14 protein-coding genes are annotated in these 16,860 nt (G+C 73.6%); 11 read left to right on the top strand and 3 right to left on the bottom strand.

Annotated features, from left to right (window positions below; translation table 11 throughout):
• The 4 genes from E2E34_RS18940 to E2E34_RS18925 all read left to right on the top strand — a co-directional run.
• The coding region (locus tag E2E34_RS18940) for a DUF4937 domain-containing protein (protein ID WP_279637897.1) at positions 1-489 on the top strand (489 nt) is incomplete at its 5' end.
• 201 nt (positions 490-690) lie between these two features.
• Positions 691-1,365 (top strand): histidine phosphatase family protein, encoded by a 675-nt coding sequence (locus E2E34_RS18935; RefSeq protein WP_138903108.1) that lies wholly within the window; start codon positions 691-693, stop codon positions 1,363-1,365.
• Positions 1,362-2,270 (top strand): ADP-ribosylglycohydrolase family protein, encoded by a 909-nt coding sequence (locus E2E34_RS18930; RefSeq protein ID WP_138903107.1) that lies wholly within the window; start codon positions 1,362-1,364, stop codon positions 2,268-2,270. Before E2E34_RS18935 ends, E2E34_RS18930 begins: the two co-directional genes overlap by 4 nt.
• Positions 2,271-2,522: 252 nt before the next feature.
• On the top strand, positions 2,523-4,346 hold the full coding sequence (locus E2E34_RS18925) for a DUF4153 domain-containing protein (RefSeq protein ID WP_244315865.1): 1,824 nt from the start codon (positions 2,523-2,525) through the stop codon (positions 4,344-4,346).
• Positions 4,347-4,434: 88 nt separating this feature from the next.
• On the opposite strand, the gene E2E34_RS18920 is transcribed toward E2E34_RS18925, so the two are convergent.
• Positions 4,435-5,991 (bottom strand): MFS transporter, encoded by a 1,557-nt coding sequence (locus E2E34_RS18920; RefSeq protein ID WP_138903106.1) that lies wholly within the window; start codon positions 5,989-5,991, stop codon positions 4,435-4,437.
• 120 nt (positions 5,992-6,111) lie between these two features.
• Here E2E34_RS18920 and E2E34_RS18915 point away from each other — a divergent pair, with 120 nt between their 5' ends.
• From E2E34_RS18915 to E2E34_RS18905, 3 genes are all read left to right on the top strand, one after another.
• Positions 6,112-6,741: a TetR/AcrR family transcriptional regulator gene (locus E2E34_RS18915; protein ID WP_138903105.1), complete on the top strand. Its 630-nt coding sequence runs from the start codon at positions 6,112-6,114 to the stop codon at positions 6,739-6,741.
• 61 nt (positions 6,742-6,802) lie between these two features.
• Positions 6,803-7,513, top strand: coding sequence for a ribonuclease HII (gene rnhB, locus E2E34_RS18910; protein ID WP_138903104.1), 711 nt, complete (start codon positions 6,803-6,805; stop codon positions 7,511-7,513).
• 60 nt (positions 7,514-7,573) lie between these two features.
• Positions 7,574-8,200 (top strand): hypothetical protein, encoded by a 627-nt coding sequence (locus E2E34_RS18905; RefSeq protein WP_138903103.1) that lies wholly within the window; start codon positions 7,574-7,576, stop codon positions 8,198-8,200.
• Between the two features lie 114 nt (positions 8,201-8,314).
• Here E2E34_RS18905 and E2E34_RS18900 read toward each other — a convergent pair whose 3' ends face one another.
• Together E2E34_RS18900 and E2E34_RS18895 are read right to left on the bottom strand one after the other, a co-directional pair.
• Positions 8,315-8,944, bottom strand: coding sequence for a hypothetical protein (locus tag E2E34_RS18900; RefSeq protein WP_138903102.1), 630 nt, complete (start codon positions 8,942-8,944; stop codon positions 8,315-8,317).
• Between the two features lie 300 nt (positions 8,945-9,244).
• Positions 9,245-11,407: a RecQ family ATP-dependent DNA helicase gene (locus E2E34_RS18895; protein ID WP_138903101.1), complete on the bottom strand. Its 2,163-nt coding sequence runs from the start codon at positions 11,405-11,407 to the stop codon at positions 9,245-9,247.
• A gap of 111 nt (positions 11,408-11,518) precedes the next feature.
• Here E2E34_RS18895 and E2E34_RS18890 point away from each other — a divergent pair, with 111 nt between their 5' ends.
• The 4 genes from E2E34_RS18890 to E2E34_RS18875 form a co-directional block, all read left to right on the top strand.
• Positions 11,519-12,823 carry a DUF4192 domain-containing protein gene (locus E2E34_RS18890; RefSeq protein ID WP_138903100.1) on the top strand — a complete coding sequence of 435 codons (1,305 nt, stop codon included), beginning with the start codon at positions 11,519-11,521 and terminating at the stop codon, positions 12,821-12,823.
• Positions 12,824-12,922: 99 nt separating this feature from the next.
• Complete coding sequence (locus E2E34_RS18885) at positions 12,923-14,929, top strand: glycogen debranching N-terminal domain-containing protein (protein WP_138903099.1); 2,007 nt, start codon at positions 12,923-12,925, stop codon at positions 14,927-14,929.
• A 99-nt stretch (positions 14,930-15,028) separates the two neighbouring features.
• Positions 15,029-15,793 carry an NUDIX hydrolase gene (locus E2E34_RS18880; protein ID WP_138903098.1) on the top strand — a complete coding sequence of 255 codons (765 nt, stop codon included), beginning with the start codon at positions 15,029-15,031 and terminating at the stop codon, positions 15,791-15,793.
• Between the two features lie 175 nt (positions 15,794-15,968).
• Positions 15,969-16,860: ATP-binding cassette domain-containing protein (locus tag E2E34_RS18875; protein ID WP_138903097.1), on the top strand; the 892-nt coding region annotated here is incomplete at its 3' end.

The following is a 16,860-nucleotide window of genomic DNA, read 5'->3' as shown; positions in this document are numbered from 1 at the left end:
AGCCGTGAGCGGCCGGAGGTGGCGCACATCTTCTCCTTCTGGGAGAGCCGTGCGTTCTACGACTCGTTCATGGCGCGCTCGCACGACCGGCTCGCCGCCGCCCAGGCCGGTACGTACAAGAACATGCAAGTCGGTCTCTTCGACTACCGGTTCGACGTCAAGACGGGCTTCGAGCCGCGGTTCACGGACGCCGACGTGGTGCGTGTGGCGCACTGCACGGTGCGTGAGGGCCGGGTCGAGCACTTCTCGCTGATGCAGGAGAAGGTCTGGAATCCGGCCATGGCGGGATCGCCCGGGATGCTGCGCGGGGTGTTCGGCGAGGCGCCCGGCAACGAGTTCCTGGTGCTGTCGATGTGGCAGTCCGCCGCCGAGCATGGGAAATACCGTGCCGAGCGGGTGGAGCGCCTGTCGCTGCGCGCCCAGACCGACGCCGACGTGGCGGGGCTGTCGGGCGCGGTCGTACAGCTGGAACCGTCCTGGACGGTGTGACCGGCGACTCCTGGACGGTGTCACCGGCGGCCCGTTCCCCTGGTCAGGCGGCACGCCCCCTGCGCGGGCGGTCCGTCCCCTCGTACGGGCGGCATCCCGCGCCCGCCTGCTGCGCCGACGTTCCGACGGGCGGATACGCTGGATGGAGGCTGGGCGGCTGCCCGGCTGAGCCGCATCCGATCTCACTTCTGGGGTGTGGGCATGGCACGACCGCGGCGCATCGTTCTCGTCCGGCACGGGCAGTCGGAGGGCAACGCCGACGACTCGGTGTACGAACGTGAGCCGGACCACGCGCTCAGGCTCACCGAAGCGGGTCTGCTCCAGGCGCGCGAGACCGGCGAGCGGCTGCGGGGACTGTTCGGTGACGAGCGGGTCAGCGCCTACGTCTCGCCGTACCGCCGCACGCACGAGACCTTCGCCGCCTTCGGCCTCGACCCGGAGCGGGTCCGCGTACGGGAGGAGCCGCGGCTGCGCGAGCAGGACTGGGGAAACTGGCAGGACAGGGACGACGTACGGCTGCAGAAGGCGTACCGGGACGCGTACGGGCACTTCTTCTACCGCTTCGCGCAGGGCGAGTCCGGGGCCGACGTGTACGACCGTGTCGGCGCCTTCCTGGAGAGCCTGTTCCGCAGCTTCGAGGCGCCCGATCACCCGCCGAACGTGCTCATCGTCACCCACGGCCTGACCATGCGGCTCTTCTGCATGCGCTGGTTCCACTGGACGGTGGCGGATTTCGAGTCGCTGCGCAATCCGCGCAACGGCGAAACGCGGTCGCTGGTGCTGGGGGAGGACGGGCGATACGCCCTTGACCGGCCGTTCGAGCGCTGGAGGGCTCCCGAGCCGTACGGCTGTCCGGATAGAGTGGCGGAGCGATGACCGCTGACTCCTCCACCGTCCGGCGCTTCGAACGCGCCCTGGCCAGCCTGCGTGGGCTGTGCCTGGGAGACGCCCTGGGCTCCCAGTTCTTTGTACCCGTGAACTATCCGCTGCTCAAAAGGCGTGAGCTGCCGCCCGCGCCCTGGCAGTGGACCGACGACACCGAGATGGCCTGCTCGGTCCTGGCCGTGCTCGCCGAGCACGGCCGTATCGACCAGGACGCGCTCGCCCGCTCCTTCGCCGACCACCACGACTTCGACCGCGGCTACGGCCCCGCCGTCAACCGGATGCTCCGGCTGATCCGGGAGGGCGGCGACTGGCGCGAGCTCGCGGCCGCGCTCTTCAAGGGGCAGGGTTCCTGGGGCAACGGCGCCGCGATGCGCATCGCGCCGCTCGGGGCCTGGTACGCGGACGACCCCGAGCAGGCCACCCACCAGGCCGAGATCTCGGCGTACGTCACGCATCAGCACCGTGAGGCGGTGGTCGGGGCAATGGCCGTGGCCGCCGCCGCGGCGCTCGCCGCCGCTCCCGGCGGGCCGCCGACGCCGGCCGAACTGCTCGACGGTGTGATCGCGCTGGTGCCGCGCAGCGCGGTCGGGGCCGGTCTGCGCCGCGCCCGGGACATGCTCGACTACGGCGACGCCGTGACCGTGGCGGCCGTGCTGGGATGCGGGCGGCGTACGAGCGCGCACGACACGGTGCCGTTCGCCCTCTGGTCGGCCGCCCGGTCCCTGGGCGACTTCGAGCAGGGCTTCTGGGTCACCGCGCAGGTGGGCGGAGACGTGGACACGACCTGCGCCATCTTCGGCGGCGTGGTCGCCGCGGGGAAGGCCGGGACCCCGCCGGCCGCCTGGCTGGAGCGGACCGAAGAGCTGCCCGGATGGGTTCCCGCCCAGGCGGTGTGACACCACGCGCTCGCTCGGCGTTGCGCGGCGGGGCCGCCGCCGCGCCGGGCGGCGCCGGGCGTTCTCCGGACGCGCGGGTTCCACGTCTGTCACGGTCCTGCCACAGCCCGGTCCGGGCAGCGCCAGGGCCGGGCTCCGGAGCTAGTCTGACGGGCCATGCCGCCCTGTTGATCATGCCGGGCATGCGCTGACAAGACACCGGGCACCGGCCGCGGCACCCTGCCGTCCCCCGCCCGGTGGGGAGGGGGTCCCGTGTCCGACACGCCATCCACGCCATCCGTACCGCCGTCCAGACCGCCCGAGCCGTCCGGACCGACCGGATCGGCTGGGCAGTCGCCGCCGTCCGAGCAGCCCGAGCAGCCCGCACCGTCCGAGCAGGCCGGGCGGTCCGCCCCGGCCGAGCCCGCCGCGCCGCCCCAGCAGTCCGAGGCCGTCGGCAGCCCGGGGGCCCCGTCGCAGGCCCCCGCTCCGGCGCCGGCGGCCGCGATGTCGTACCGGGAGCAGCACAGCAGGGCCACGCAGCCCCAGCGCTACCAGCAGTGGCCGCCGCCCCCCGTCGCGCCGAGGCAGCCGCCCGGGCCGCCGAAGTGGCTGACCGACGTACGGCCCGAGCCACCGGCCGGTATCCGCCCCGCCACCTTCGGGGCCGCCCTGGCCACCGCCCTGCTGAGCGCCCTGCTGCTGGGGGAGGGGCTCGGCCCGAACCTGCTGGTCACAGCCGTCCCCGCTGCGCTCGGCGCGTACTTCGCCGCCCGGGCGGCCGGCCGCCGCCTTCGGCCCTGGACGCTCGTGTGGGCGGTCGGCGGCCTGGCCCTGCTGGCGATACCGGCGCTGCGCGACGCGGGCTGGCCCACGTTCCTCGCGGTCAGCTCCGCGCTGGCGCTCGGATCGCTGGCCCTGCACGGCAACCGCACGTGGGCCGGCATCCTCGTCGGTTCGCTGGGGATCTTCGGCTCGCTCGGTTCCGGTCCGGCGTGGGCCTGGCGCGGTATGCGCGAGCGCGCGGAGGTGTCCCGTGGCCGCTGGGCGCCCATGGTGCGTACCACCCTGGTCGCCGTCGTCCTGCTGATCGTCTTCGGCGCGCTCTTCGCTTCCGCGGACGCCGCCTTCGCCGATCTCCTCGGCGGACTCACGCCCGACATCACCGTGGTGGACGGTCCCTGGCGGACGTTCCTCTTCGCGCTCGGTCTTCTCGGGGCGCTCGCCGCGGCCCGTACCGCCGCCGCGCCGATGCGGTGGGACCGGCTGGAGATACGGCCGGGACGGGCGCGCGGCCGGTCGGAGTGGGCGCTTCCGCTGGTCGTGCTGAACCTCCTCTTCGCCGCCTTCATCGCGGTCCAGCTCGCCGTCCTGTTCGGCGGCTACGACAAGGTGCTCAGCGAGACCGGGCTGACGTACGCCCAGTACGCCCGGCAGGGCTTCTGGCAGCTGCTCTGGGCCACCCTGCTGGTCCTCCTGGTCATCGCCCTCGCTCTGCGCTGGGCCCCGCGCGGCGCGGCCCGCGACCGCACCCTGGTGCGTTCGGTGCTCGGCACCCTGTGCGTGCTCACGCTGGTCGTCGTCGCGTCCGCGCTGCGCCGCATGGACCTCTACGTCGACGCGTACGGCCTGACCAGGCTGCGCCTCTCGGTGGCGGCGGTCGAACTGTGGCTGGGCGTGGTGATCGTACTGATCATGGCCGCCGGGGTGTTCGGGTCCCGCTGGCTGCCCCGTGCGGTCGCCGCGAGCGCGGGGACGGCCGTACTGGCCTTCGGCCTCCTCTCGCCGGACGGGCTGGTCGCGGAGCGGAACGTGGCGCGCTTCCACGCCACCGAGAAGCTCGACGTCCACTACTTCCAGGACCTGTCGGCCGACGCCGTGCCCGCCCTGGACACGCTGCCGGAGCCGCAGCGGTCCTGTGCGCTGGTGGGCATCGCGGGCCGTCTGGACGGCGCGGACGAGCCCTGGTACGCCACGAGTCTGGGCGTGGTGAGGGCGCGGGAGATCCTGGCGGAGCGCCCGCTGGACGTAGACGAGGCGCGGTGCCGCGAGCTCGGCACGTACGGCAGTGGACGCGGTCCGTACGACGAGTACTGAGCGGCCGGCCGGGGACGACGGGGCGGGGGCGGAGCCGAACTGCGGCTGTGCCCCCGGCCCGTTTCCGTTCGTACCGGGCGTGGTCGCCTCAGACCGCCCCGGGTCCCGCCGCGCCCGCCGTCCCGCTCAGCGCCTCCAGGTCGCTCTTGCGCACCCGGATGACGAACAGCGCGATGACCACCGCGAGTGCGACCAGGCCGACACCGGCCCAGAACGCCGTCGAGATGCCCTCGGCGAGGACGTGGTGCCCCCAGGGGGCCGGCAGTTCATGGGTCTTGGCGAAAGCTTCCTGCTGCGCCGGTGTCGCCTCCTTCAGGAACGACGGAAGCTGCCGTTCGGCCTCGTCCCGGCTCGCGGTGCCGAAGACCGTCATGAGAATCGACAGGCCCAGGGAACCACCCACCATCTGGGTGGCGTTGAGCAGACTGGAGGCCGCGCCCGACTCGTGCTGCGCCACGCCGGAGACCGCCGTCAGCGTGGCCGTGACGAACACCAGACCCATGCCGAAGCCGAAGAGCAGCATCGGACCGAGCACGGCGCCCAGATACGACCCCGCGGGATCCAGCAAGGTCAGCCAGGCCATGCCCGATCCGGTGAACACCGCCCCCGCGACCAGGAACGGCTTGGGTCCGAGCACCGGAAGCAGCTTGGAGGACAGCCCGGCCGCTACCACGATCATCACGGTCACCGGCAGGAACGCCAGGCCCGCGGTGATCGGGCTGTACCCCAGGACGTTCTGCACGAAGAGGACGATGAAGAAGAACATGCCGAACATCGCCGCCGCGAGGCTCATCATGATCGCGTACGTGCCGGAGCGGTTGCGGTCGGCGAACATCCGCAGGGGTGTGATCGGGTCGGGCGCCCGCCGCTCGTTGAACACGAACGCGATCAGCAGCACGACGGCCGCGGCGAACGAGCCCAGGGTGAGACTGTCCCGCCATCCGTCGTCGGCGGCGCGGATGAAGCCGTACACCAGAGCCGCCATGCCGACGGTCGAGGTGAGCGCGCCCAGGAGGTCGAAGCGGCCGGCGTGGCGCTCCGACTCGTTGATGAAGATCGGCGACAGCACGGCGATGAGGATGCCGATCGGCAGGTTGACGTAGAACACCCAGCGCCAGTCGAGCCACTCGGTGAGCATGCCGCCCGCGAGCAGCCCGATCGCGGCGCCGCTGGCCGAGACGGCGGCGAAGATGCCGAACGCCCGGTTGCGCTCGGGGCCTTCGCGGAACGTCGTGGTGATCAGCGCGAGCGCGGTCGGCGAGGCGATGGCGCCGCCCACGCCCTGGAGCGCCCGCGCGGCGAGCATCTGCCACGGCTCCTGCGCGATGCCGCAGAGCAGAGAGGCGAAGGTGAAGAGCAGCACGCCGAAGACGAACACGCGCCTGCGGCCGAGGATGTCGCCTGCTCGTCCGCCGAGGAGCAGCAGTCCGCCGAACGTCAGGGTGTACGCGTTGACCACCCAGGACAGGTCGGTCGTGCTGAAGGAGAGAGCGGTCTGGATGTCCGGGAGCGCGATGTTCACAATCGTGCTGTCGAGCACCACCATGAGCTGAAGGGCGGCTATGACGGTGAGGGCGATCCCCGGTCGCCCCTGCCGGCGGGCCGCGCCCGGCCGGTGCGGTGTCGCTAACTGAGAGGTTGTCACTGTGTCCCCCCGCAAGTGAATTAGTGAACGGGTGCGTTCACTGTCGTGTCAACGGTAGGGATTCCCCCTCAGTGAACGCAAGCGTTCACTGGAGCCCTTGTCCCCAACGGAGAGAAAAAGATGGCCACTTCGCGCTGGACCACCGCGGCTGCCAAGGTGCAGCCGGTCGCGCTGCGGCGCCGCGGACTCGTACTGGAGCGGGCGATCCTCGAATCCGCCCTGGAGCAGCTGAGTACGGTCGGCTGGAACGCGCTCACCATGGAGGGCGTCGCGGCGGGTGCGCAGACGGGCAAGGCCGCGGTCTATCGCCGCTGGCCGTCGAAGGAGGACCTCGTCGCCGACGCCCTGCGGGCCGGGCTGCCGGTCCTCGACGAGGCCCCGGACCGGGGCTGCGTCCGCGAAGATCTTTACCAGCTCTGCCGGCAGATGCGCGGAGCGATGTATTCCAAGCCGGGCTTCGCGCTGCGCTCGGTGCTTTACGAATGCGACAGCGAGGTTGCCGAGCGCTTTCACGCCATGATCGTCCAGCTGGTGATCGAACCGTCGAACCGGCTGTTCCGCGAGGTCGTACTCCGTGGCATCGACCGGGGGGACGTCCGTCCCGATGCCACGAGCGACCTGGTCTTCGATGTCATCCCGGGACTGATGATGTACCGCTCAAAGGTGTGCGGCAGCGAATGGTCGGACGAGGAGATCGCGGAGATGGTCGACCGGATCATGGTGCCGCTGCTGCGTCCGACGGGCGACTGAACGCCGGGGACGGGCCCTGGGTGTCGCGCGCGGGCCCCGGCGGCGTAACCTGGCAGGCGCCATGCCGTACGAACCACCCACTCACACCGTCGAGCGCTCACTGCGCGCCACCACCGGGGCGAAGATCATCGCCGGTGTCGACGAAGTCGGGCGCGGAGCGTGGGCCGGACCCGTCACCGTGTGCGCGGCTGTCACCGGTCTGCGCCGCCCGCCCGACGGGCTCACCGACTCCAAGCTGATCAGTCCGAAGCGCCGCACCGAGCTGGCCGCGGTCCTGGAGAAGTGGGTCACCGCGCACGCCGTTGGACACTCCTCGCCCGAGGAGATCGACGCGCTCGGCATGACCGCCGCTCTGCGGCTCGCCGCCGTACGCGCCCTGGAAGCGCTGCCGGTGCGGCCGGACGCGGTGATCCTCGACGGGAAGCACGACTACCTCGGGCAGCCCTGGAAGGTCCGTACGGTGATCAAGGGCGACCAGTCCTGCATCGCGGTCGCGGCCGCCTCGGTGATCGCCAAGGTGCGGCGGGACGCGATGATGGCCGAACTGGAGCACGAGTCCGAGGAGTTGGCCGCCTATGCTTTCTCGGCCAACGCGGGCTACCCCTCGCCCGTGCACAAGGCGACGCTGGCGGAGCGGGGGCCCTCCCCGTACCACCGGCTTTCCTGGATCTATCTCGACGCGCTGCCCCAGTGGGCGCACCTCAAGAAGACCCGGATCTCGGCGGAGGCCGCTGCTCTGGAAAGCGGGGGCCAACTCGGCTTCGATTTCTGATCGCACGCATGTGCCCACCCGTTGCTGCGTTCAGCGGTGACATTTGATAGACATCCACTCATGCCTCTCTCCCCCGAGGAGCCTCAGATTCACGAGAGCGCCCAGGGTCCCCGCGTCACTCCGGCCACCGGCCGTCCCGCGACGACCCCCCGTCCCGTACCCGGTCCGCGCACCGCGGCCACGCCGCGTCCCGGACGTCCCGTACCCGGCCCCGCCCCGGTCAGGCCCGCGCCCGCCGCGCAGCGGTCGCACACGCCCGGTGGCCGGTCCCCGTCCCCGCGGCAGGAGAACCGTTCCGCGCCGCAGATCCAGCTGATCCCCGCTCTGGCGGGCGGCGCGCTCGACGCCGCCGACGAGGCGGTCGACGTACTGCTCGACGCGGGCCGCGCGCCGGGCGAGGTCCTGGTGCTCACCACCGGTGGGCAGCACCCGTGGGCCGCCCACGAGCTGACGTTCGGCGAAGCCGCGTACTGGGCGCAGCACGATGCCCGTGACGACGTCTTCTACGCGGACGCCGCCGCCGCGGAGCGGGCCGCCGCCCGGCCCGTGGTCGTCGTCGCGGTCAACGGCGGGTCCGACGACGCGGTGGACCGCGCGCTGTCGTTCGCCAAGTCGCGCGCAGGCGCGCTGCTGATCGCGTGCGGAGACCCGAAGCGGGTCAACTCCGTGCTCGGCGCGGCGGTCTGAGCCGTACGGCTGCGCGGCTCTCGGTCCGGCCGGACGCTCCGTGCTCCCCTCGTGTTCCGTGCGGGGCGCGAGGAGCGTGCCGCACGGAAGACACGCGCGGGTCGGCCGGCCGCTTCAGCGGGCCGCCACGCGCCGCAGCGCCTCCGCCGCCCCGCCACCTGAGCGTGGCGGGGGCGGCTCGGCCTCGGCGGCGGCCTCGGCCAGGCCGGACGGGAGCGAACCGGTGCTCGGGCGGCGGCCGCCACGGCCTTCGCCCAGCACCTGCCAGCCGCCGCGCGTCAGCGTGATGTACGCGCCGCAGCGCAGGCCGTGCAGGGTGCAGGCGTCCCGCAGGCCCCACATCCAGGCCCCGTCCTCCTCGGTCCACCGCTCGTCCCCGTCCCGGCAGTAGAGCAGCACCGCGGTCCGGACGGGTGTGCGGCGGCGCAGGTCGTGCGGGACGACCCGGCGCAGGTGGGCGAGCAGGGCGTTGCGGAACTCCCACCCGTCCGCCGGGACGGAGCGCCGCGCGAACGAGGCGCTGGCGGTGAGCCGTTCCTCGGCGTCGAGGACGGCGACCACCGCCGTGGCCGGTTCCGGGTGGTGCCGGGCGTGCAGTCCGCTGACGACTTCGCGCGGATTGCGCAGCAGCGGAATGCCGGCGGCTGCCCACTCGGACGGTTCGAGTGTCCGCCCCAGACGGCTGGCGGTGTCGGCCGAGGCCGGATGCAACGAGCCGGTGGACGGAGCGAATCCGAAGGTCACGGTCCTCCCTTCGCATACGCGCCCACAGTGCGGGCAGAGTCGGTTCGGGCGCGCCGCGGCACAGCCCTTCCGGTCCCCGGGGGGCCGTGCGGGGAGCGTTCCAATTCTCGCTGCCCCGTGGGGTGCGCGGCAACGAGCATTTGACGCCGCCGACTGAAATCCGCTGGTATGACGTGGATATCCCTGCCCACTGCGGCCTCCGGCGATGCCTCCTGTCCCGCGTAAACGGCGAGGACCAGCGGTAACACCGCGTCAACCGCGTTGGTACGCCGGCGTGGGCCCTCGCGCCGACGAAACGGGTCAGCTCTGCACGGCCAGCACGAGGGGCAGCACCTCCTGTGCGCCGGCCCGCCGCAGAAGCCGCGCCGCAACCGCCAACGTCCAGCCCGTTTCCGTGAAGTCGTCCACCACGAGCACCGGGCCTGCGGCATCGGCCAGTGCGGAAGCCAGCTGCGGCGGCACGGTGAAGGCGCCCTCCAGCGCCCGCAGGCGCTGCGCGCTGTTGCTGCGATGCGGCGCGCTCACCTCGGCCTCCGCCGTGTACGCCACCGAGCCGAGCAGCGGCATCCGCCCGATCTCGGCGATCCTGGCCCCCAGCGTGCCGATCAGCTCCGGCCTCGTGCGCGACGCCACGGTCACCACGCCCACCGGGCGGGCGGGAGCTTCCGGATCGCCCGACGCCCAGCCGCCCGGTCCCTTCGCCCAGTCGGCCAGGACGCCCACCACCGCCTGTGCCACGGCTTCCGGTACGGGCCCGTCGGCGGCGCCCGGCGACAGCATCGGGCGGAGCCGGTTGCCCCAGCCGATGTCCGAAAGCCTGCCGAGAGCCCGCCCGGGCAGCGCCTGTTCGCCGACGGGGATACGGCCCTTGCGGTCGATGCCGACCGCCCCGAGCCCGGTCGGCCACATCTTGCGCGGTTCCACCTCGACGCCCGCGCGGCTCAGTTCACCGCGCGCCGTGTCCAGCGCCTGCGGGGACAACTCGGCGGTGAACCGGGGCTGTGCGCAGTTGTCGCAGCGGCCGCAGGGCGCCGCGCCCTCGTCGTCCAGCTGGCGTTGCAGGAACTCCATCCGGCAGCCCGCCGTCGTGGCGTAGTCGCGCATGGCCTGCTGCTCGGCCGCCCGCTGCCGCGCCACCCACGCGTACCGCTCGGCGTCGTACGTCCAGGGCCGTCCGGTGGCGGTCCAGCCGCCCTTGACCCGCCTGACCGCGCCGTCCACGTCGAGGACCTTCAGCATCATCTCCAGGCGTGAGCGGCGCAGCTCCACCAGCGGCTCCAGGGCGGGCAGCGACAGCGGCTTCTGCGCCCCGGCGAGCACGTCGAGAGTGCGCCGCACCAGTGCCTCGGGCGGGAACGCGACCGAGGCGAAGTACTGCCAGATCGCCTCGTCCTCCTTGCCCGGCAGCAGCAGCACCTCCGCGTGATCCACGGCGCGGCCCGCGCGGCCGACCTGCTGGTAGTAGGCGATGGGGGACGAGGGCGAGCCGAGATGGACGACGAAGCCGAGGTCGGGCTTGTCGAAGCCCATGCCGAGCGCGGAGGTGGCGACGAGGGCCTTGACCCGGTTGGCGAGCAGGTCCTCCTCGGCCTGCTGCCGCTCGGCGTTCTCCGTCTTGCCCGTGTACGAGGCGACGGTGTGCCCGCGCTGCCGCAGGAAGGCGGTGACCTCCTCGGCCGCCGCGACGGTCAGCGTGTAGATGATCCCGGAGCCGGGGAGCTTGCCGAGGTGGTCGGCGAGCCAGGCCAGCCGGTGCGCGGCGTCGGGCAGGCGCAGCACACCGAGGCTGAGACTGTCCCGGTTGAGCGGCCCGCGCAGCACCAGGGCGTCGGAGCCGCCGCCCGTGCCCAGCTGCTCCGCCACGTCGGCGGTGACGCGCGCGTTGGCCGTGGCCGTGGTGGCGAGGACCGGCACGTCGGGCGGCAGATCGGCGAGCATGGTGCGCAGCCGGCGGTAGTCGGGGCGGAAGTCGTGCCCCCAGTCGGAGATGCAGTGCGCCTCGTCCACCACGAGCAGACCGGTGGCGGCGGACAGCTTGGGCAGCACCTCGTCGCGGAAGTCCGGGTTGTTGAGCCGCTCGGGGCTGACCAGGAGCACATCCACCTCGCCGGCGGCGACCTCGGCCTGGACCGTCTCCCACTCCTCGGTGTTGGACGAGTTGATGGTGCGGGCGCGGATGCCGGCGCGGGCGGCGGCCTCGACCTGGTTGCGCATGAGCGCGAGGAGCGGCGAGACGATCACCGTGGGGCCCGCGCCCCGGCCGCGCAGCAGCGCGGTGGCCACGAAGTAGACCGCGGACTTCCCCCAGCCGGTGCGCTGGACGACCAGCGCCCGGCGCTTGTCGGCGACGAGCGCCTCGATGGCCAGCCACTGGTCCTCGCGCAGCCGGGCGCCGCCGGTGGTGTCTCCGACGAGGCGGGCGAGTACGGAATCGGCTGAGGCCCTGAGTTCTGCGTTGGTCATGGCCCCATGCAACCTGATGGCTCGGACATTGTGCGAATGCGGCCTCCAGCCTGTGGATAAAGTTATCCACAGGGTTGGCGGAGTCGGCGCCGTCTGCGGGACCGTCGAGCCATGAACAAGCACCACGAACCCACAGGCCCTTCGGACGGCGACCAGATCACCCTCCGCGGCCCCGCCGAGCTCGCCGACGCCCTCCCGTACCTCATGGGCTTCCATCCGACCGACAGCGTGGTGATGGTCGCGCTGCACGGCAACCGGGGCCGGTTCGGCGGGCGGCTCAGGCTCGGCATCCCCCGCTCGCCCAGGGAATGGCCGTTCGTCTCCGACCAGCTCGCCGACTGCCTGGTGAACGGCAGTGAGCGCCGGGGCGGCCGTCCTGACGGCATCGTCGTCTTCCTCTGCCAGGACCCCGCCGACGGCGAGTCCGGCCGCCAGGTCATGGAGCGGCTGCGCCCCTTCGCGCAGCGGCTGCGCACCGCGTGCGGCGCGCTCGACGTACCCGTCTTCGAGGCGCTGTGCATCACGGACGGGAGGTACTGGTCCTACTGCTGTCCCGACGAGCGCTGCTGCCCGCCCGAGGGCAACGTGCTCGCCCTGCCCGGCACCTCGGTGATGGCGGCGGCCGCCGCCTACGCGGGGATCCAAGTGCGCGGCTCCCTGCGGGAGATGGAGGCGAGGCTCACGCCGCGAGCGCCGGCCGACCACGAGCAGGTACGGGCGCTGGACGCGGCCGGGCTCGCCCTGGTGCCGAGGATCCTCGGCGGGGCCGAGCGCGAGGAGGTCGGCGCCGAGACGCTCGCGCTGGCCCGGCGGCTCATGAAGCGCCTCGGCGAGAACCGTCCGGTGGGGGCGAGCCGGCCCGACGCGGACGCCGGGGACGACGCGCTCATCTCCCACGACGAGGCCGCCGCCGTCATCCTCGGACTGCAGGACCGGGAGACCAGGGACCGGGCGGCCGAATGGATGGAAGGGCCCGACGCCGAGCCCGCCCTGCGGCTCTGGCGCGCCCTGGCCCGCAGGTGCGCCGGGGCGTACGAGACCCACGCCGCCGCACCGCTGACCCTCGCGGGATGGGTGGCGTGGTCGACCGGTGACGAACCGGAGGCCAGGGTCGCCCTCGGCCGCGCCCTGCGGTCCGACCCGGAGTACACCTTCGCGCAGCTCCTCCATCAGGCGTGCAACGAGGGCATGGACCCCGAAGCACTGCGGCGCTGCCTCCGTGAGGAGCGTGCGGGGCGCAAGCAGGCCCGGTCACGCGTGGTGCGCACCCGTCCGGCCACGCGTTCCGTGCGGCCGCGAGCAGCCGCCGGGCCGAGCGCGCCGCCCGCGAAGGCGCGGCCCGGTGCGGCCGCCGCGCGCGGCCGCACGCGGAGGCAGGAGGGGCAGCGGGGGAGGAGCGAGCACGGACGGCCGTGACCCGGGCGCCGACGCGGACGTTCACACGTGTGGCGGTACCGCGTACGCCCCGCGCCCTTTCCACCGGTGCGACCGACACGAGCGCAGAGGAGGCACCGCATGACTCTCACCGCCCCGTCCCCCGCCGCCACGGGAAGACCGCCGGCGGCTCGCGGCCGGCTCCCCGGTGAGCTGCCGTCGGTCCATGCCCTGCTGATCTGCGCGGACCTGCCGGGGCTTGCCCTGTCCGACGAGAGCGGTCAGCTCACCGGTGACGGACTGGAGGGCTTCTACCAGTCCGGGCGCCGCCTGCTCTCCCGCTGTCACGTGCGGGTCGCCGGGCACGAACCGGTCGCCGTCCAAGGCAGGCTGGTCTCGGCAGGCCGCGCCCGGTTCGTGGGCGTGGTGCGGACGCCGGGCGGTACCGGTCCGGACCCCGAGGTCGTCGTGGAGCGGCTGCGGGACGCGGACGGGACGGAGCGGATCACCCTGCGCAGCTCGGCAGGCCGCACCCTGCGGCTGCGGATGGAGATCGGACTCGGCACCGACCTCGCCGACCTCGGCGCCGTCGCGGCGGGGCGGCCGGGGCGCGAACTGCCCGCCAGCGTCCACGCCTCGGGCCTGCGCTGGTCCGCCGGGGGAGCCCAGGCCGTCGTCACCTCCGATCCGCCGCCCGTCGACGCGATCGCCTCCGCCGGCCTGCTGCGCTGGGAGATCGAGCTGCTGCCCGGCGCCTCGCGCACGGTCGAACTGCGCGTGCGGACCGACCGGCGGGCCCGGCCACCGGTCAGGGCCGGCGGCGGTCCGCTCTCCGAGGCGGCGGCGGAGGGTGATGATCCGCGCGTACGGGAGCTGATGCGGACCAGCCTCGACGACCTGCGGGCTCTGCTGATGCGCGACCCCCGCCACCCGGCGGACACGTATCTGGCGGCCGGAGTGCCCTGGCGCTGCTGGCCGGCACCCGCGGAGGCGCTCTGGGCGGCCCGGATGACGCTGCCGCTCGGCACCCGGCTCGCCGCGTCCACACTGCGCGCCCTCGCCCGTACCCAGCGGACGGGCGGCGGGCCCGAATGCGGGTGGATCCCCGGCCCCTTCAGGGACGCCGGACCGCACCTGCCGCCCAGCTGTACGGGGATCGAGGCGACGCTGGCCTTCCCCGTCGTACTGGCGGAGGCGCGGCGGTGGGGGCTCGCCGAGCAGGATGTGGAGGAGCTGCTCCCGGCCGCCGAACGCTGTCTGCTGTGGCTGCGCGCAGCGGCGGACGACGACGGCTGCCTGCCCGAACCGGGACCCGGCGGCCCCCGGCGCGTCGAGACCCGGGCCCACGCCCACCGCGCGGCCGTGCTCGGCGCCGACCTGCTGGCCGAGTGCGGCAGGCCGGGCGCCGAGTGGTGGCGCGAGTGGGCGGCCATGACGCGCCGCACCTTCCGGGAGGACTTCTGGATCGACGACCGCGCGGGCGGCCGGCCGGCGGCGGCACGCACCGCCGGCGGCCGGCTCGTCCCACACCTCGGCGGCGCCATCGCTCACCTCCTGGACACCGGCCTGCTCGGCGGGGGCAGACAGGCGCCGGGGCTGCTGGACAAGGTGCGGACGGAGCAGGTGGCGAGGCTGCTGGGCGGCCCCGCGATGGACTCGGGCTGGGGACTGCGCAGCCTCGGCACCAGGGAGCCCGGGCACAACCCCTTCGGGCACCGCGGCGGCGCGGTGCGCGTGCACGAGACGGCCGTCGCCGTCGCGGGACTCGCGGCGGCCGGGTACGAGAGGGAGGCGGCCGCGCTGCTGCGGGGGGTGCTCGACGCCGCCGTGGCGTTCGGCAACCGGCTGCCCGAGATGTACGCGGGCGAGCAGCGCACCGCCGGGAGCCTGCCCGTCCCGCACCCGGCCGCGTGCCGGCCGGCGGCGGTGTCAGCGGCGGCCGGTGTCCACCTGCTGACCGCCCTCGCGGGCATCCGGCCCGACGCCCCGGCGGGGACGGTCGCGCTGTTCCCGGTGCGTGGCGCGCCGCTCGGGGCCGTGCAGTTCTCGGGGCTGCGCGTGGCGGGGGAGCCCTTCGGCGTACGGATCAGCAGGCTCGGTCTCGGCATGATCGAGGAAGCGGCCGGCGCACTCCAGTTGGGGGGCTGAGGCGTGGCCGGCGAAGAGGGGAGCGAAGAGTCCGGTCGGCCGAGTGGCTTCCCTGCCGGGAGGACTGTTTATCGTCAGGAAGACGACTATGATCACGGCATGTCGCCCTACGACCCATCGGCTTTTCCTCCCTTCGCCGTCACCGTGGATCTGGTCGTCCTCACCGTGCGTCGGCACGCGCTGTGCGCGCTGGTGGTACGCCGTGGAGAGCAGCCCTACCAGGGCCGCTGGGCGCTTCCCGGCGGCTTCGTGCGGTCGGAGGAGGACCTCGGCGCGGCGGCGGCACGCGAACTGGCCGAGGAGACGGGTCTGTGCGCCCACGAGCCGGGCACGCCCTCGATCGGGAACGGCGCCCACCTCGAACAGCTCGCGACGTACGGAGATCCCAAACGGGACCCCCGCATGCGCGTGGTGAGCGTGGCCCACCTGGTGCTCGCGCCGGACCTTCCCGCCCCCCGGGCCGGCGGCGACGCGCACAGCGCGCGCTGGGCGCCGGTGGAAGCCCTGCTCGGCCAGGAGGATGACTACAGCCGCGAGGACGAGCCGCCGGCGCCGCTCGCCTTCGACCATGCCCAGATCCTCGCGGACGGCGTCGAGCGCGCCCGCTCCAAGATCGAGTACTCGTCGCTGGCCACCGCCTTCTGCCCCCCGGAGTTCACGGTCGGCGAGCTGCGCCGCGTCTACGAGGCCGTCTGGGGCGTCGCCCTCGACCCCCGGAACTTCCACCGCAAGGTCACCGGCACCCCGGGCTTCCTCGTCCCCTCGGGCGGGACCACGACCCGGCAGGGCGGCAGGCCCGCGCAGTTGTTCCGGGCGGGCGGGGCGACGCTGCTCAACCCGCCGATGCTGCGCCCCGAGGTCTGAGGCCCAGGCGGCCGAACGGCGGTACGGCACCGGCCGGAGACCGGGGCCGTACGGGCCCGCGGCACGGGCTCTGACACCCCAACGCCCCACGTTGCACAAAAAGTCCGATATGTCGCGTTATCGTGCTGCGATACCGCCATGCCGCCGAGCGGTCTCCCCTTCCGCGAGAGAAGCGATGCTCCAGGCCATCGGACTCACCAGCGCCCCCCACCGGGAACTCCCGCCCGCCGTCGACGACCTCACCTTCGAGGCCCGTCCGGGGCAGGTCACGGCCCTCCTCGGCACCGCCGGATCCGGCAAGACCACGGCGCTCAGACTGATGCTCGACCTGGCGCCCGGCCGGGGCGTCACCTACTTCCGCGGCCGCCCCCTGTACCGGATCGCCCACCCGGCCCGCGAGGTCGGAGCGCTCCTCGGCGACGTACCCGGGCACCCGGCGCGTACCGCCCGCGGTCAGCTCCGCATGCTCTGCGCCGCGGCCGGCGTGCCCGCCTCCCGCGCGGACGACATGCTCGACCTCGTCGGCCTGGCCGCCCTCGCCGACGAACGCCTCAGCATGCTCTCCCTCGGCATGGACCGCCGACTCGGCCTCGCCTCCGCCCTGTTGGGAGACCCGCACACGCTCCTCCTCGACCAGCCCGCCAAGGGCCTGTCGCCGCGCGAGCACAGCTGGCTGTTCGGACTGCTGCGCGGCCACGCGGCCCAGGGCGGGACGGTGCTGTACACGACAAGCGACCCCAGGGAGGCCTCCCGTACCGCCGACCGGGTCGTCACCATCGAGGGCGGCCGGCTCGTCGCGGACCAGGAGGCGGCCGAGTTCGCCAGAACCAGGCTGCGTCCGCGCGTCGTCGTCAGCACACCGCACGCCGCCCGCCTCGGCGCCCTCGTCACCCGCGAGGCCCGCGCGGCCAGGCGCTCCGTCGAGGTCGTCGCCGAGGGCGGCGCCCGCCTGTCCGTCTACGGCAGCGACTGTGCACAGGTCGGGGAGACCGCCTTCCGGCACGGGATCCCAGTGCACCGGCTGGCCGACGAGGTCCGCGACACGGGACCGCCGCCCGCCCCGGAAC

It is taken from the genome of Streptomyces albidochromogenes, from assembly GCF_005981925.1.
GTDB lineage: Bacteria > Actinomycetota > Actinomycetes > Streptomycetales > Streptomycetaceae > Streptomyces > Streptomyces albidochromogenes.
Note: the sequence above shows the minus strand (reverse complement) of the source record. Positions and strands in the feature narration are given on the sequence as shown.

What these genes read in the sequence shown, in the direction of transcription:
- E2E34_RS18935 (WP_138903108.1), top strand. Translation starts at nt 691, where the DNA reads ATGGCACGACCGCGGCGCATCGTTCTCGTCCGGCACGGGCAGTCGGAG.
- E2E34_RS18930 (WP_138903107.1), top strand. Translation starts at nt 1,362, where the DNA reads ATGACCGCTGACTCCTCCACCGTCCGGCGCTTCGAACGCGCCCTGGCC.
- E2E34_RS18915 (WP_138903105.1), top strand. Translation starts at nt 6,112, where the DNA reads ATGGCCACTTCGCGCTGGACCACCGCGGCTGCCAAGGTGCAGCCGGTC.
- rnhB (WP_138903104.1), top strand. Translation starts at nt 6,803, where the DNA reads ATGCCGTACGAACCACCCACTCACACCGTCGAGCGCTCACTGCGCGCC.
- E2E34_RS18905 (WP_138903103.1), top strand. Translation starts at nt 7,574, where the DNA reads ATGCCTCTCTCCCCCGAGGAGCCTCAGATTCACGAGAGCGCCCAGGGT.
- E2E34_RS18895 (WP_138903101.1), bottom strand. Translation starts at nt 11,407, where the DNA reads ATGACCAACGCAGAACTCAGGGCCTCAGCCGATTCCGTACTCGCCCGC.
- E2E34_RS18890 (WP_138903100.1), top strand. Translation starts at nt 11,519, where the DNA reads ATGAACAAGCACCACGAACCCACAGGCCCTTCGGACGGCGACCAGATC.
- E2E34_RS18885 (WP_138903099.1), top strand. Translation starts at nt 12,923, where the DNA reads ATGACTCTCACCGCCCCGTCCCCCGCCGCCACGGGAAGACCGCCGGCG.
- E2E34_RS18880 (WP_138903098.1), top strand. Translation starts at nt 15,029, where the DNA reads ATGTCGCCCTACGACCCATCGGCTTTTCCTCCCTTCGCCGTCACCGTG.